Consider the following 14511-nt stretch of genomic DNA (forward strand, 5'->3'; position numbering starts at 1 on the left):
TAACAATTTAAAATTTAATTTTCTTCTTTTACTAAACTGCCTCGTTAGTTGAATAACACAGTTTTATTAATTGTAATCCCAAAATAGCTATATTTTATAATAATCTGATTGATTGCTTCACTATGTAAAACACTAACCCCATAGATAGTATCCTTTTTAGAAGCAGTGCCATCATCTAATTTTTTATATGTAGTAGCAGGAGATGTGTCTGCCTTAATTGATACATCCTCTATATTCTTAAAACCATATTTTTTTGACTCATTATTATTATAATCATCCGTTATGATGAAACCTTGTAAAGCATTACTAACTTGTACTTTTGTTTTTGATGGCTTTTCATTATTATTTATTGATACTTTTAATATTTTCACTTCACCAAAGCCTTTATTACCAATTCCGATAACAACTGATTTATTATCAACTGCTGTACCAAGCGTACCTATTTCCAAAGGTGGATTAAATTGTACGAAGGAATAAACACCGCCAAAAGTTAATGCTAAAATTAGAACAGTAACCCAATGTTTCTTTCTCAAATTTTCTCCTCCTACTTCCATTAAACTGCTATGTTAGTTCAATAAAGAAAAAAGAGCTTCATATGCAACTCAATGATCTTCAAGTAAAGCTCCCGTTAGTTTAATAAGAACCGAGACTATTAAACAATCGTGCCCGTTAATTGAATTACCCAATATATAATACCAGATCCTGTATCTCCTTATTCTGATTACACTGCTAATGTTGATTCTTTTCCTTATAAGTCCATAAAACTCTGTATAAAAATGCGAGCTCAGTTTCTTCAATGCTGGAAGGTAATTCGCCATTTTCGCTTCCTATAGAACGCAGTTCATTTTTTGTAGTGCCTAGCCATACCGCTAAATAAACAGGTTTGTTTTTCTTTAAAGTAACTTTTTCGCCTACTAAATTACTGAAAGAAGAAGACGTCATTTTATTTGAATAATTCGTTGTAACATACCCAGAAGGTATGCCAGATATCAATTTTAAAGGACGAACTTCATCGTTAAAGTCACTTATTCCAAATGAAATGAGGGTATCTTTATAATTTTTTTCAGGGTCATCCCAGGTTTTTAGCAATTCTTCTTTAAACTTACCTTTTTCAAATACTTCCACTGAGATTTGCAAATCATCATCCTCAGCTAAAGTGCCATTTAGTTTAAAAAATTTAATATGCTCTACTCCCGATTTGCTAATAAGCAGACTTTCTTTTTCACTCAGGTTATATGGCTCAATAGTTATTTTCGAATTTGAGGATGTTTTATCTTTTTCCACCCCCGCACACCCTGTTAACAACAAGATAAGAATTACAAACGAGCAGTAGCGCTTAAAGCCTTTCATTTTTACTCCTCCAATCAATTTGTCAGGATTATTTCATAATACTCCTATGTTCACAATGAATTACTTTATTATACTTTAATAATTGGCCCGATTATTGAACACAAGTTAAACAACATTATTGAACTAACTGCCCCGTTAGTTCAATAAAGAAAAAAGAGCTGCATATGCAACTAATGATCTTCAAGTAAAGCACCCGTTAGTTTAAGTACATCTTTTCACAAATTAACTCGATTTGATATACACAATTTCATGCCTTCATCACAGGAATGCTTCTTCGTTTGTTCAATTAGAGATATTTACAACTCTAAATAAAATAATTGATTTATACCATTTGATATCCCCTGATAATGATTTCTCTCTCTTTAAATTATCAATTATAATCTTCAAAATAAATTGTTCATACTCCGTTCATATTCGTTTTTTATACTCAGCTCAAGTAATAATTATCAATAATTTATTTACTTACAGGTAACAGTGATTAGATAAATTAAAAAAGTGAGGGATTTCAATGCTTATATTAGCAATTATATTCATTACTGCAGCATTATTATTTTATTCTGTAGGAGTATGGTCAGAGAAATTTCAAAAGACATTAAAACCATGGCATGTAATCATTTTTTGGTTAGGATTAGTTTTCGACACTATTGGAACAACTACAATGGAAAAAATGGCATCAGAAGGATCTCTATTTAGTTTCCATGGCATAACTGGTTTATTAGCAATTTTATTAATGTTATTTCATGCTATCTGGGCTACAATTGTTTTGATTAAAAAGGATAAAATTATGATGGAAAAATTCCACAAATTAAGTATTGTTGTTTGGATAATATGGTTAATTCCTTATATATCAGGAATGATTTATGGGATGACGAATAATTTTTAATGTAATTGATCACATTTAATGTGATCTTTTTTATTTTCCAATAAAAATACAACAAAATCAAAATCAAAAACAATAGTTAAGTTATTGAAAATAAAATGGCCACAGATATTAGAGCTATATATAATATGTGTTCATTTATTTTATTGAAGTAAAGCCCTCCGTTAGTAAAAATATTACATACAAAATAATAATCTCTATTTCAAAAATTCCTCTATAACTTCCAAGTCCTCGGGATATGCGTGTTGTATATTTCTTATATCTCTCAGTGACTTCCAATTAGCATCTACAATAATGTTATCGGGGTCGTTAATCCCTTCACTTTCTCCAGTATTTTTCACTTTGAAGTAATAAGTTTTTACTTTATAACCTTTAATTTCAGTTTCTTTAATAAACAGGCTATCCTCAATGACAATATCATATCCTGTTTCTTCTTTAACTTCTCTAATACAACATTCTTCTGGTGTTTCTCCTTGTTCAATACCACCCGAAGGAATAGCCCAAGATTCAGAGTTACTACCTTTTACCATCAAAACTTCTTTGTTCTCATTAATACAAATTGCTGCAGAACCAAACCATTCTTTCATACTATCCCCCCAACTTCTTTTTCAACTAAACTAGCCCGTTAGTAAAATATCAATATGTCTATATTTCAATAGAGTTGGCAATAATCCCTGTATTAATAACTTTTTAGGAGGTAGAAACAATGTTACTGTCAAAAGCATGGGAAGCATTTGAATCAGACAAACGAATTGAAGGTTTTTCCCCACAGACATTGAAAGCTTATCGACTCCAAGCATCATTACTAATTAAATATTTTAAGGATATCGAAATAACAAATATAGAAACAAATCTACTGAAAGAATATCTTTCGGTTTCAGGGAAGCATTTAAAACCATCTAGCCTTTCACATAGAATTCGCTTTTTGAAGTCATTGTTTCGTTGGTCTCATGAAGAAGGTTACCTACAGATGAATCCCGCCTCCAAAATTAAAGAACCTAAAGTGGGAAAACGAATACCAAAGTATTTATCTGAAAAGGAAATTGAACTTCTCCGTGAAGCTTGTCATACAGAAATGGAGAAAGCGATGTTTGAGTTTATGTTCTCTACAGGTTGCCGAATTGGAGAAATTGTTTCGTTGGAAAAGAACGACATTAATTGGTCCAATCGATCTGCGATAGTAAGAGGAAAAGGTGATAAGGAGAGGGAAGTTTATTTTAATATAAGGAGCGAAATATGGCTTAAACGCTATATTGATAATCGAACTGACACTGATCCAGCCATCTTCGTGACTGAAAGACATCCTCATAGAATGAGCGTCGCTCAAATGAGATATATCATCAAGCGAATCTCAAATCGTGCAAGAATTAATAAAGAGATACACCCACATCAACTCAGACATTGTTACGCCACTCATTTATTAAACAATGGTGCACCTATTGAAGTCATTCAAAGTCTGATGGGGCATGAGAAAAGCGAAACCACTCGGATTTATGCTCAATTAAGCGGGAGACATAGAAAAGAGTTTTATCAAAGGTGCTTTTAATTAATAAAGGGCAACGTATATATGACGTTGCCCTTTTTACTAATGTACCCGTTAGTTCAATAAGGAATTGCAGTTTAATGGTATTGAAACCAAACAAACCATCCTTTTTCCTTACTTTTAGCTAAAAATATTTGCCCCTGTGCTAAGTCAGCTCCGGGTGCTTTGGGAAAATCTAAACGTACAAGCCATGATTTTTTAGCAATTTCTTTGCCACAAAAGTTTTTTGCCATTCCGTAATAGTCTTCTTCTTCTTTATTACCAACTGTATTGGGAAAAGGTTTGGCAGTTACTACATTCCACTTTGTATACATGTCAGGGTAATCATCTATTCCAATTCCGTAAGTTTTTGGTATTAAAGTATTTAACGCTTCTATTACCTCTTTTTTATTCTTAAGCGATGTTTTCTCTAAATCGCTTAATACAGGACAGTTTTTAGGCTGTGCATAAGATTCAAATGACACAAAAGTAAATAAAAATAAGATTAAAATCAGTGCATATAGTTTTTTCAAGATAAATTCACCTCTTTTCTAACCTTCCCGAATTAGAAGAGTGTATTCATCCTTCTTCAAATAGCCTTCAAGTAACCTGCCCCGTTAGGTCAATAAAGAAAAAAGAGCTGCATATGCAACTCAATGATTTTCAAGTAAAGCACCCGTTAGTTGAATAAGAACAGAGATGCTTGTACAACAATCGCGCCCGATTGTTGAATAACGAATATTAAATCTTGGTACCATATAGACTCGACATTTAATTACATACAGTTCTCCATAACGAATATAAGCGCAGTTTTCATACTCAGTTTTATATTAAATTAATCTTCCCCTTTAATGAAAACAAGCGCTAATCCTAATTACAAAATATTACTAATAGGGGTAGCACCATGTGTATTTTTAGTCAATTCCAATTAAGTAATTCAACCTAAAATTCTATTCTATATTTTTTTTAGCTGCGTAATCACCATAAAAGTAAGTGTTCCAAAAATCACCATATTTAGGAGTGGCAATTATTGTATATCCCCGATTTTCGTCAACTTCAAACAAAACTACACTATTATGTTCCCCTCCCACATAATGTTTTGAGTCATCTACGAGCATATAGATACTGTATATTCCCTTTGCTAATACTTCACTTTTTTGGAAGTCCTCAATTAATTCTTTGGCGTTTGGAATAGGGTGTTTATTTTCGTTTATGTCAAATTCAAAATAAAAATTCACCACTCCTAGTTCCGTTGCAAACCTGACATGCTCACCATCAGGAATATTATTTCTTGGGTCACTTGGTATCAGTGTAGGTAAAAGTTTAGCAGTATCTATCTTTTGTGTCGTTTTAAAATCGTCAAGTAGCTCTTGATAATTAGCTACACCTATCTCAATATTGTCGTAGGGAAATATTGAAACTGGGGCATTTCTTACTGGTGCATATTCATTAGGGTATTTCACTAAACCATATTTTGTTATTATCTGTTCAACTACTTGAACTACCTTTGGATGTTGCTCAATATATGCACCCTTGAATTGTGAAAGGTAAATATCGTCACGACTTTCTTTTTCTAAAATCTTCAAAGTATCTCTATCAATCATTAGGTACGGATAAGCACGATATGGCTTTTTCATTTCTATATAAGTTTGATGGTCAATCCCTTCAAACCAATTATTACTTGTCTGAATAACAGAAAACTCACCTTGTATTCCATAGTTTGTTTCTAAATATTCTTGTATTGGTTGATTCAGATCATCTTTAGAGAAACATCCACTAAGAATTAGGATTGATGTACTTGCTAAGATGACTTGAATCAATCTTTTAATACTCTTCATTTTCCAAACTCCATTTTTTGAATTTTAATAATATTATAACATTTTTCATTCAACTAAACTGCCACGTTGGCATAAGTACACTTCTTCACAATCTTAACGAAACAATTAATAAAGTCACTCCATAATCTGGCCCGATTGTTGAACAAAAGTTAAACAACGCTATTCAACTAATCTGCCCCGTTAGTTGAATAGCAACAATCTTTACGAAAACAGCCTTAAAAAAAGACGACTAATAGTTTTCGTCGTCTTAGCTATTACATCCCATTGATAAATTTTTCAACTTCGGAAACTTTTTCGCCGTTCAATAGATACGAAACACCATATATTTCGCCTTCTTCGTTATGGTTGACCGCAACGTCAATATCATTCACAATTTGCTTCATATATTCGAATGCTTGACGCATGTTTTCATCGGTCGGTTTCCATTTGTCAGCAAGTTCTGTTGATTCCTTGGCTTCACCATTAGGTCCAATATGTGCCGAGCGAACGAATTGAATATGTGAAATGTAACTTGATAGAAGGAACAAATTCGAATGTTCCTTTTCGATTTCATTGCCTTCTTTAATCAATTGTTTCGGAAATTTCCTAATGACTTCTTGTGCCTTCAAGTAATATTCGAATCCTTCATCGTTGTTGGCTTCCTTCAATTTTGGGTTGTCCATCGGTTCGGAAAGCATTGCGTTCATTTTCGAAGCCCATTCTCCAAATTCTGCGTCATAAAATTCGGGTTCGCTTGCTTCCCCAACGACTTCAGTAATGTTATCGTTTATTGATTTATCGCCGTAGCTTACATGTGTGAAATCAACGAATTCACGAACCCCGAAAATTGCAATGATAATAACAACAATTGTTGAGGCAAGTAAAAATTTCAATTTCATTTACATCCCTCCTTTTCCAATTAAAGTAAAGTATAAACAACAAATTGTAGACTTGCAAACAAAGAAAGTAGGTCGATTTCTTCGATACGGTGAAATCAAACAATTATTCGAGGGTGAACATTATGACGTATTTAAACGACTAACACCATTAAATTGCATTATGTATTATTTAAAGCGATTTATTTATAATTCTTTTGTAACTCTATATAACTTAAAGCTAAGCATTTCTATTAGAAACTGAGTTCACGTTCTCATTATTACGAATTCCGTATCTTCAACTAAACTGCCACGTTAGTTTAAGTACATTTTTTCACAATCTTTATCGTGAATTACTTACATATCTAATTTTGCCAAGAGCAACCCCTGTAAATGTGATTGTAGTTTCGTTAATAACACGTCCAGTGTCATTACAAAAAAAACAAAAAGCGTCTAAACCCTTGATATACATGAGTTTAAGCGCATTATCTTCAATTGAAAATATCAAGTTAATATTCTTCTTGTTGATCAACTCGGCCATAATGATATTAAAACAACTTCTCTTTATACCAACATGGCAAATACAGATAGTCAAAAAGTTTTGGACAAGATGGAACTAAAGCGTAAAAACATGCAATGATAATAGGAATGAAATCGTATATAAATAAGGTTTTCTCCATTCCTTAAGACAGATTTTTATATAAATAATCCATTCTTGTAAATAGATACCCAACTCCAGAAACGTTAGAAAAAGCTATAATTCCAGATTTTTCTGTAATTTTTTATTACATTTTAGAGATATATGTTAATTAATCACAAACAAAATAGTTTAATAGTTTACAATTTTCTATATATTGGATATAATAGTAATTGGTAATTATAACTATATTTAGCAATAATTGGATTACCAAAAACATTAGGGAGGTATATTTTATGAAAATGAAGAAACTATTAGTAAGTGCACTTGCAAGTACCTTTATATTAGGGGTTGGTTACACAAGTACTTCAGCTGAAGCAGCTGAGAGCTCTGAAGGAATTACACCTTTTGCTGTTCCCGTTGATGCAAGCATTAGTCCGCTTCGCGACAATTTTAAAGGTGTTTCTTCTAAATCCGTTACTAAAAACCTATCTTGGGGGGGCGGAACTACTCCATATTATAACGCTTATTATGAAGACGGAATCACGTCACGTAGTTTCACTGCAAACTACTACAGTACTTCAGCAACAGCACAATATGATTTAGGACCTTACAGTACGTATACATGGAATAACTATCTAAGAGTTACCAATGGCTCTTCTGCTACGGCATCTGCTAGCGTCATTTTAACTAGATAATATAAATTAAGAATACACAATACCCAGTCTCTATTAATTATATAGACTGGGTATTGTTGTTTTTTTAGGTAATTTACAGTTATAGATAATAGAATAAGAAATGATGATTCTCCTTAGCCATCTTTAAAATTATGGGATATTTCTAACAAGATATTCAACAATATAAATACTGAGATCAAAAACTAATTAAAGCTAAATTAATAGGCCCGAGTATGGAAAAACGGACTCGGGCCCACAGCACTGTCTAAATATAATTTTAAATTTACGCTTCAGTTGTCGATAATTGTAAAGAAAAAATATCTAATAATATACTTATTCAAGGTCAAAAAACTTAGGCAATCGTCAATATGTTAGACGTTAATATTTTTTTCACCCTTAGGAATAATAATGAAATTTTTAGAAATTAGAACAATGAAAATTACAAAAATCAATATTACTGAAGAGGATAATATCCCTACTACAATCCAGCCTATCGTAGCCTCAGTGTTAAATAAGATAATACAGCTAGTGATTAAGCCTAAACATATAGAGAAGCTCGTCCACACTAAGGTTTCTTTTGATAAATGAAGTAGTATTCTCCTCTCAGACCACCCAATAATATGATACATGTTAAATTCTGATTTTCGTGTATAAAATAAAGTATTTAAGCATTCACTTAATCCTAAAATAGATAGAATAAAGGTAGAAATTAAAACTAATAGTTGGAATCCAAAAATACCATCAACAGTAAATTGCCCTAATGTAGATTCTTGCGATTTATTTATTGTACTTCCAAAACTCGCTATTTGAACTACTATTAACATTGTAGAAATAAATAGAATTACCATAGTAGGCATAATAATATCCCTATAATAGAAAAGAGATGGTGAATGTTTATAAGCTTCCAAACGTTTCATTCTGTTTTTCTTAATTGTAAATATAATATTTATCAGCAGAAAAGCTATAATTAAGATACCTGAAGAAATGAAATATGCACTTACTTCTAACTTTATTATTGCCATAAATGAAACACTTAACATATATGCTATGAAAAGTAAAAAATATTGTTCAAGGTAATTTCTTCGGATAATTTTTTCACGTGGCCAACCTATTATAGTTAATAATTCATCTTCTTTTTCCAAAGAATTCTTTTCAAATAGAAGACGGGATACAAACCATACAAGAACAAAAGTAACAAATAATATTGTAGTTAATAGTATTAAACCATTCCAATTCTCTTCTAATTCTTGGGCAACTCCTAAAGTAGTCCACGGAGCTACTACCTTTCCTATTCCTTCAACATCTAATGTCGCATTTTTAAAAGAAGAGCCCGCAACAATATCTACTTCATAACCATCTTGGAGTAGTTCAGTTGCTATCTTTTCTATTTTTTGCTGTGCTTGTTTATTATATTTAGAAATACCTGCGACTCGTACTCTTATTGCGTCTATAGGCTTTGACCCTTTAAGAATCTCCGCCGATTTAAGCGTAATCAAACCACCAGCAGGTTGAGGAATGAAGCTTCCAGGTACAGTAGTAGGTTTTAGTACTTGTCCTTTCTCCGTCTTTATTTCAGAAGTTGCATAAATTCCCATAGGGCTTGATGAGAGTTTACTTTCTTTATCAACTTTTGGTGAAAATGTCCCTACTTGCTCAATAAGGAATTTAGGTTTCACCCCATTGTATAAACTTTCTCCTTTTTTCACTATCTTTTTATAGGATGGAGGTTGCCCATTTTCAATTATTTTTATGTTTAAAATATCATTTTCACTATTATAATCCAGTTTTTCAGCCGTATAATAAACAGTAGTTTCTCCTCTATCTGAAGCAAAGTCAGAAGCCAAATCTACTTTAAATTGATTATTTATTTTAACAGCAGTTCCATCAAATGGTTTTTGAAAAGAAGTAAGATCTATTTCATGTTCAGAAGTAGAGGCGGTTTTTTTCTTATTTAATTCTCCAATTACCTGTTTAATTTTATTTCTCTCAGCTGACATAAGCCAATCTTCTTCTGTTAATGAAAGCTTTTTACGGTAGTCAGAAATATCAAGCTCGATTGTATCTGCTTTTAATTTCATCTTAATTGGAATATTAATATCTTCCCTTTGAATGACTTTAATAACAGGAATATTTCCAAAGGTTTTAATTATTACATCAAGTGAAAATGAATCAAACTCATTTTTCAATTCTGAGTAGTCAACATTCGTTAGATTCTGCTCACTTTCAATATCTATGGCTGCTAATAAATGATAAGTTTGTGGAAGCATAACATCCAGCGTAGCGCCAGACGCAGTTTCATTATGAAGAACCTTTAAATACTGAGTATTCCCAGGTTCCGATTCTTTGAAGTATACTAAGCTTTGAGGTTCGCTAAGTGAATATTCTTTTTGTCCATCTGAAGTATAGAATTCCCATGTAAATCTAGTGGATTCATCTAATTGTGGTAGTTCGACTGATGTTTTTTTACCGCTAAAATATCCGATTGATGCGACAGGTGCTGCAACTTCAATGGCGGGGTTCTGTTTGATTTTTTCCCATTCCTGAATGGATATACCACCTTGGCTATCCCCTATGTAATTTTCTTCTACCATACCAACTTCTTTTTCTACTTTTGTTCTTGAATGATTTGGTCTTACTAAAATATCATAAGTGCCTCTACCTTGTTCTGCAATTGAATTATCAACAGCTAATTTTGTTTCATTAGTATTTTGAAAACCTATTGGTATCAGTAGAAAAATTCCAAAAAGAGCTAAAATGATTGTAAAGGAAACCAACTTTCTACTAATTATTCGATTCCAAACTAAACGCATCATTTTTTTTCATCCTCTCTTCCAATATCCCATTAGATAACTTGTAGATTATATCTCCTCGATTTGCCACCTCTTCATCATGCGTCACCATTATGATTGTCTTTCCAGAATTTTTAAATTCACTTAATAAGTCTAGAATTATATTACGATTATTAATATCTAAATTCCCTGTTGGTTCATCACAAATGAGCACTTTAGGATTGGCAATTAGCGCCCGTGCTATCGCAATTCTTTGCTTTTCACCTCCAGATAAGGCTTCGGGTAATCTATTAAACATTTGTTCTTTAATTCCTACCATTTCTAATTGACTCTTTGCTTTAGTGTATAGGGATTTTTTTGGCTCATCATAAATTAACGGTAATGCTACATTATCCAATACTGAGTAATGTGGTAATAGTTTAAAATCTTGAAATATAAACCCAATATTAAGTCTCCTATACTCACTTTTCACTTTATCCTTTAGACTATAAATATTTACTCCTTCGTAAATAATTTCACCTTCATCGGGTTGTAAGAGCCCCGCGACACAATTTAAAAATGTCGATTTTCCGGTGCCGGAAGGACCAATTATCGTATACCACTGACCTTTATCAATACTTAATGATATGTTATTAAGTATTTTCACTTTATCCGAAAGGTGGGTATATGTTTTGCTTAAGTCTCTGATTTCTATCATGGTAGTTCCCCTCCAATTTCTTTTTGTTTCTTAAATTATTAAATCCCAATCAGTATTTAATACATTTTTCTAATAGGTACCCTTAAATAAAATATTGTATAATTTTACAATATTTTCATATTGTTAATTATAAATGAATATTCAGTTTTTTGGTAGCCTCTATTATTCCAAAAACATATCTTGATAATTTAAAGAACAGACAATAATTTTAGAAGCAACACTATGAACAACTTTCCGTGCGGTAAACGTTTATGCACTATATAATAAAATAAACTCATATTAAATTGGATGTGATGAAATGGAAACAATTCATATTCCTATCGACGCTGAACGTATTATTAGTACTTCTAGTAAGGGCGATCGATCAATCGAAATGGCGTATCGGAAACAAGTGGGTCAAACAAAATGCGCGAGGTTATGAGGGACAAGCAGAAGTATTGACTTCACTCGTACTTGAATGCTCAACTCTTACCCCCTCTAAATTTGTCGTCTATTACCCATGTATCATTCAATTAGCTGACGGTGAACAATTTGACGGCTGCTATTCACTCGATTTTCGTGGTACAAAACAGGAAGTTACAATTGAGCGCTTATTTGAAGCAAATTTCAGCTCTACTGATTCTATTACAAGTAACAAAACATGCTTTCGATGCACTTATTCTAAATGAAGATCGGCACACGAATAACATTTTATTCTTATATGACCCAAAATAAAAAACATGGGAGCTGGCACCGATTTTTGATAACGGACTTAGCCTATTGATGATTTTAACAAACAATTTTCACTGAATATGGAAGGGCATATTAGCTTAGAAGAAATAGAACATTGGCTAAAATGGCGTACCTTCCCTCCTACTCGGGTCAACGCAAAAGAATTACTGGCTTCACTGGATATGCAATCTAATATTCGCTGGGGCATTGTACGAAAAACACATGGAGTCATGGCAGATGATGAAATTTGGATTCGTTTTAAAGGTGAAACACTCACCCATAGAGATGTCTGCTTACGCAAAGATTTATACTATCCTGAAGAACCGATTCGTTCTGAACTTCAATAAGTATAAACAGATTCAACTAAAGAAATAGGTTATTTAGTAAAACAAAAAGAAGAGGGGGATAAATTTTATAAAGACCTAATTTTTTAAAAAATAGAAAAATTAAATGGTTCTACATATTAGATATGACTAATATGTAGAACCCTTTCTTCTTTTACTAAAGCACCCGTTAGTTTAATAAGAACCGAGACGCTTATTAAACAATTGCACCCGTTAATTGAATTACCCAATATATAATACCAGGTCCTGTATCTCCTTATTCCGATTACACTGCTAATGTTAATTCTTTTCCTTATAAGTCCATAAAACTTTGTATAAAAATGCGAGCTCAGTTTCTGCAATGCTGGCAGGTATTTCGCCATTTTCGCTTTCTACAGACCGCAGCTCTTTTTTTGTAGTGCTTAGCCATGCCGCTAAATAAACAGGTTTGTTTTTCTTTAAAGTAACTTTTCCGCCAACTAAATTATTGAAAGAAGAAGACGTCATTTTATTTGAATAATTCGTTGTAACATACCCAGAAGGTATGCCAGATATCAATTTTAAAGGACGAACTTCATCGTTAAAGTCACTTATTCCAAATGAAATGAGGGTATCATTATAATTTTTTTCAGGGTCATCCCAGGTTTTTAGCAATTCTTCTTTAAACTTACCTTTTTCAAATACTTCCACTGAGATTTCCAAATCATCATCTTCAGCTAAAGTGCCATTTAGTTTAAAAAATTTAATATGCCCTACTCCCGATTTGCTAATAAGCAGACTTTCTTTTTCACTCAGGTTATATGGCTCAACAGTTATTTTCGCATTTGAGGATGTTTTATCTTTTTCCACCCCCGCACACCCTGTTAACAACAAGATAAGAATTACAAACGAGCAGTAGCGCTTAAAGCCTTGCATTTTTACTCCTCCAATCAATTTGTCAGGATTATTTCATATTACTCCTATGTTCACAATGAATTACTTTATTAATTAGCACGTTTATTGAACAAAAATTAAACAACATTATTCAACTAACCTGCCCCGTTAGTTCAATAATGAAAAAAGAGCTGCATATGCAACTCAATGATCTTCAAGTAAAGCACCCCGTTAGTTCAATAACTTTATTATTTTAAGAACTTTAAAGTTACTAAACACTTAAGAAATCAACGATCATTTTCTTTTCACGCTCTGGCATCACATGCATGTGTCCGCATCCTTTTAGCATATGAACCGTACCATTTGGTATGATTTTTTTTGCTCTTGGTAATACTTTTCTCGCCGGAAATAAACAATCTTTTTCACCTGCCATAATAAGTGACGGTGCGTTACACTGTTGCATTAATTGTTCACTAACATTAGATGGCATCCCTACTTTTGTTTTCACATGATCAAAACTATCTTTTACCATATCCAAAGTATCTTTATCAAGAATTTCTTCTTTAATAGCCATAAATAAAGCTGTTTCTTTTATATATTTTTCTTTCTTTGTTAGTTTATATTTTAGTAGAGGTATCATCATTTTTACAGTACTGATTGGAAAGGCATTATTAATACCTGATGGCACAATTAATACGGATTTTTCTACTTTTTCCGGTGCGATACACATCAGTTTTGCCAAAACTCCGCCACCATAAGAAACCCCAAAACAAGCTATTTTATCAAATCCAAGCCCTGAAATAACGTCACTTGCCCACTTTCCATAATCATAATTGTTAGAAGAGAGATTAACTTCATCACTTTTTCCAGGATGACCAATTATATCAACCGCATAAATATGAAAATCTTTAAGCAGGAATCTGTACATTAGTAAATTATAGGCAGTCGTACTATTCCCACCATGAAAAACTAACAACGGTTCACCAGATAGATTGCCAGTTTCAATGATATGTGTTCTTCCAAAACTAGTATGAACGTAAACATCCTTACATGAATAATCCAATTTTTTTAATTGAGCATCATAAAGCTTTAATGACATTTCTCTTCCATATTGTGTTTTGTATATACTCATATAGACCTCTCTTATATCCATATTTTCCTACCAAGTCCTATTTGTATGTTATCACATTCATGGATATTGTATGAATTGAAGATTATACTATCTTACTTAATCTAGCTCATTAATAGCTTAAAAAAGCCGTCTATACGGCTGCACTGAAAACCTTCTTCCACTAAACTGCTTCGTTAGTTCAAGAAAGAAAAAAAGAGCTGCATATGCAACTCAATGATCTTCAAGTAA

At 32.4% G+C, this 14511-nt stretch carries 15 protein-coding genes; 5 read left to right on the forward strand and 10 right to left on the reverse strand.

Features of this window, described 5'->3' with window-relative positions; all coding sequences use genetic code 11:
* Nucleotides 1–44 precede the first annotated feature (44 nt).
* Both MHH85_RS13190 and MHH85_RS13195 read right to left on the reverse strand, forming a co-directional pair.
* Nucleotides 45–533: a hypothetical protein gene (locus tag MHH85_RS13190; RefSeq protein WP_340707434.1), complete on the reverse strand. Its 489-nt coding sequence runs from the start codon at nt 531–533 to the stop codon at nt 45–47.
* Between the two features lie 196 nt (nt 534–729).
* Nucleotides 730–1350 carry a hypothetical protein gene (locus MHH85_RS13195; protein WP_340707435.1) on the reverse strand — a complete coding sequence of 207 codons (621 nt, stop codon included), beginning with the start codon at nt 1348–1350 and terminating at the stop codon, nt 730–732.
* Nucleotides 1351–1858: 508 nt separating this feature from the next.
* On the opposite strand from MHH85_RS13195, the gene MHH85_RS13200 reads away from it, so the two are divergent.
* Entirely contained in the window at nt 1859–2233 is a 375-nt protein-coding gene (locus MHH85_RS13200) for an HsmA family protein (RefSeq protein WP_340707092.1), read from the forward strand.
* Between the two features lie 194 nt (nt 2234–2427).
* Here MHH85_RS13200 and MHH85_RS13205 read toward each other — a convergent pair whose 3' ends face one another.
* A complete protein-coding gene (locus tag MHH85_RS13205; protein ID WP_340707436.1) occupies nt 2428–2817 on the reverse strand; it encodes an NUDIX hydrolase in 390 nt (129 codons plus the stop codon).
* A gap of 119 nt (nt 2818–2936) precedes the next feature.
* Here MHH85_RS13205 and MHH85_RS13210 point away from each other — a divergent pair, with 119 nt between their 5' ends.
* On the forward strand, nt 2937–3776 hold the full coding sequence (locus MHH85_RS13210) for a tyrosine-type recombinase/integrase (protein WP_340707437.1): 840 nt from the start codon (nt 2937–2939) through the stop codon (nt 3774–3776).
* A gap of 74 nt (nt 3777–3850) precedes the next feature.
* On the opposite strand, the gene MHH85_RS13215 is transcribed toward MHH85_RS13210, so the two are convergent.
* The 3 genes from MHH85_RS13215 to MHH85_RS13225 all read right to left on the reverse strand — a co-directional run bounded on the left by MHH85_RS13215 (nt 3851) and on the right by MHH85_RS13225 (nt 6468).
* Nucleotides 3851–4285, reverse strand: a complete 435-nt coding sequence (locus MHH85_RS13215; protein WP_340707438.1) for a hypothetical protein — start codon at nt 4283–4285, stop codon at nt 3851–3853.
* Nucleotides 4286–4702: 417 nt separating this feature from the next.
* Nucleotides 4703–5590, reverse strand: coding sequence for a hypothetical protein (locus MHH85_RS13220; RefSeq protein ID WP_340707439.1), 888 nt, complete (start codon nt 5588–5590; stop codon nt 4703–4705).
* 254 nt (nt 5591–5844) lie between these two features.
* On the reverse strand, nt 5845–6468 hold the full coding sequence (locus MHH85_RS13225; protein ID WP_051448732.1) for a hypothetical protein: 624 nt from the start codon (nt 6466–6468) through the stop codon (nt 5845–5847).
* A 909-nt stretch (nt 6469–7377) separates the two neighbouring features.
* Between MHH85_RS13225 and MHH85_RS13230 the strand changes: the two genes are divergently transcribed.
* Nucleotides 7378–7779, forward strand: coding sequence for a hypothetical protein (locus tag MHH85_RS13230; RefSeq protein WP_038185716.1), 402 nt, complete (start codon nt 7378–7380; stop codon nt 7777–7779).
* Between the two features lie 350 nt (nt 7780–8129).
* Here the strand turns inward: MHH85_RS13230 and MHH85_RS13235 are convergent, their stop codons facing one another.
* Nucleotides 8130–10571, reverse strand: coding sequence for an ABC transporter permease (locus tag MHH85_RS13235; protein WP_076035527.1), 2442 nt, complete (start codon nt 10569–10571; stop codon nt 8130–8132).
* Entirely contained in the window at nt 10540–11244 is a 705-nt protein-coding gene (locus tag MHH85_RS13240; RefSeq protein ID WP_038185721.1) for an ABC transporter ATP-binding protein, read from the reverse strand. Before MHH85_RS13240 ends, MHH85_RS13235 begins: the two co-directional genes overlap by 32 nt.
* A 293-nt stretch (nt 11245–11537) precedes the next feature.
* Here MHH85_RS13240 and MHH85_RS13245 point away from each other — a divergent pair, with 293 nt between their 5' ends.
* Together MHH85_RS13245 and MHH85_RS13250 are read left to right on the forward strand one after the other, a co-directional pair.
* Nucleotides 11538–11912 (forward strand): hypothetical protein, encoded by a 375-nt coding sequence (locus MHH85_RS13245; protein ID WP_076035528.1) that lies wholly within the window; start codon nt 11538–11540, stop codon nt 11910–11912.
* Between the two features lie 123 nt (nt 11913–12035).
* Nucleotides 12036–12302 carry a hypothetical protein gene (locus MHH85_RS13250; RefSeq protein WP_246832445.1) on the forward strand — a complete coding sequence of 89 codons (267 nt, stop codon included), beginning with the start codon at nt 12036–12038 and terminating at the stop codon, nt 12300–12302.
* A 276-nt stretch (nt 12303–12578) separates the two neighbouring features.
* Here MHH85_RS13250 and MHH85_RS13255 read toward each other — a convergent pair whose 3' ends face one another.
* Entirely contained in the window at nt 12579–13193 is a 615-nt protein-coding gene (locus MHH85_RS13255; RefSeq protein ID WP_038185724.1) for a hypothetical protein, read from the reverse strand.
* Between the two features lie 229 nt (nt 13194–13422).
* The gene (locus MHH85_RS13260; protein ID WP_038185727.1) at nt 13423–14283 is read right to left on the reverse strand and encodes an alpha/beta fold hydrolase; all 861 of its coding nucleotides are present in this window, start codon (nt 14281–14283) and stop codon (nt 13423–13425) included.
* Nucleotides 14284–14511 lie beyond the last annotated feature (228 nt).

Origin of the sequence: Viridibacillus sp. FSL E2-0187 (genome assembly GCF_038006425.1) — a bacterium.
Lineage (GTDB): Bacteria > Bacillota > Bacilli > Bacillales_A > Planococcaceae > Viridibacillus > Viridibacillus arvi.

What these genes read in the sequence shown, in the direction of transcription:
- MHH85_RS13200 (WP_340707092.1), top strand. Translation starts at nt 1,859, where the DNA reads ATGCTTATATTAGCAATTATATTCATTACTGCAGCATTATTATTTTAT.
- MHH85_RS13240 (WP_038185721.1), bottom strand. Translation starts at nt 11,244, where the DNA reads ATGATAGAAATCAGAGACTTAAGCAAAACATATACCCACCTTTCGGAT.
- MHH85_RS13195 (WP_340707435.1), bottom strand. Translation starts at nt 1,350, where the DNA reads ATGAAAGGCTTTAAGCGCTACTGCTCGTTTGTAATTCTTATCTTGTTG.
- MHH85_RS13255 (WP_038185724.1), bottom strand. Translation starts at nt 13,193, where the DNA reads ATGCAAGGCTTTAAGCGCTACTGCTCGTTTGTAATTCTTATCTTGTTG.
- MHH85_RS13260 (WP_038185727.1), bottom strand. Translation starts at nt 14,283, where the DNA reads ATGAGTATATACAAAACACAATATGGAAGAGAAATGTCATTAAAGCTT.
- MHH85_RS13205 (WP_340707436.1), bottom strand. Translation starts at nt 2,817, where the DNA reads ATGAAAGAATGGTTTGGTTCTGCAGCAATTTGTATTAATGAGAACAAA.
- MHH85_RS13220 (WP_340707439.1), bottom strand. Translation starts at nt 5,590, where the DNA reads ATGAAGAGTATTAAAAGATTGATTCAAGTCATCTTAGCAAGTACATCA.
- MHH85_RS13245 (WP_076035528.1), top strand. Translation starts at nt 11,538, where the DNA reads ATGAAATGGAAACAATTCATATTCCTATCGACGCTGAACGTATTATTA.
- MHH85_RS13250 (WP_246832445.1), top strand. Translation starts at nt 12,036, where the DNA reads ATGGAAGGGCATATTAGCTTAGAAGAAATAGAACATTGGCTAAAATGG.
- MHH85_RS13225 (WP_051448732.1), bottom strand. Translation starts at nt 6,468, where the DNA reads ATGAAATTGAAATTTTTACTTGCCTCAACAATTGTTGTTATTATCATT.
- MHH85_RS13210 (WP_340707437.1), top strand. Translation starts at nt 2,937, where the DNA reads ATGTTACTGTCAAAAGCATGGGAAGCATTTGAATCAGACAAACGAATT.
- MHH85_RS13235 (WP_076035527.1), bottom strand. Translation starts at nt 10,571, where the DNA reads ATGATGCGTTTAGTTTGGAATCGAATAATTAGTAGAAAGTTGGTTTCC.
- MHH85_RS13230 (WP_038185716.1), top strand. Translation starts at nt 7,378, where the DNA reads ATGAAAATGAAGAAACTATTAGTAAGTGCACTTGCAAGTACCTTTATA.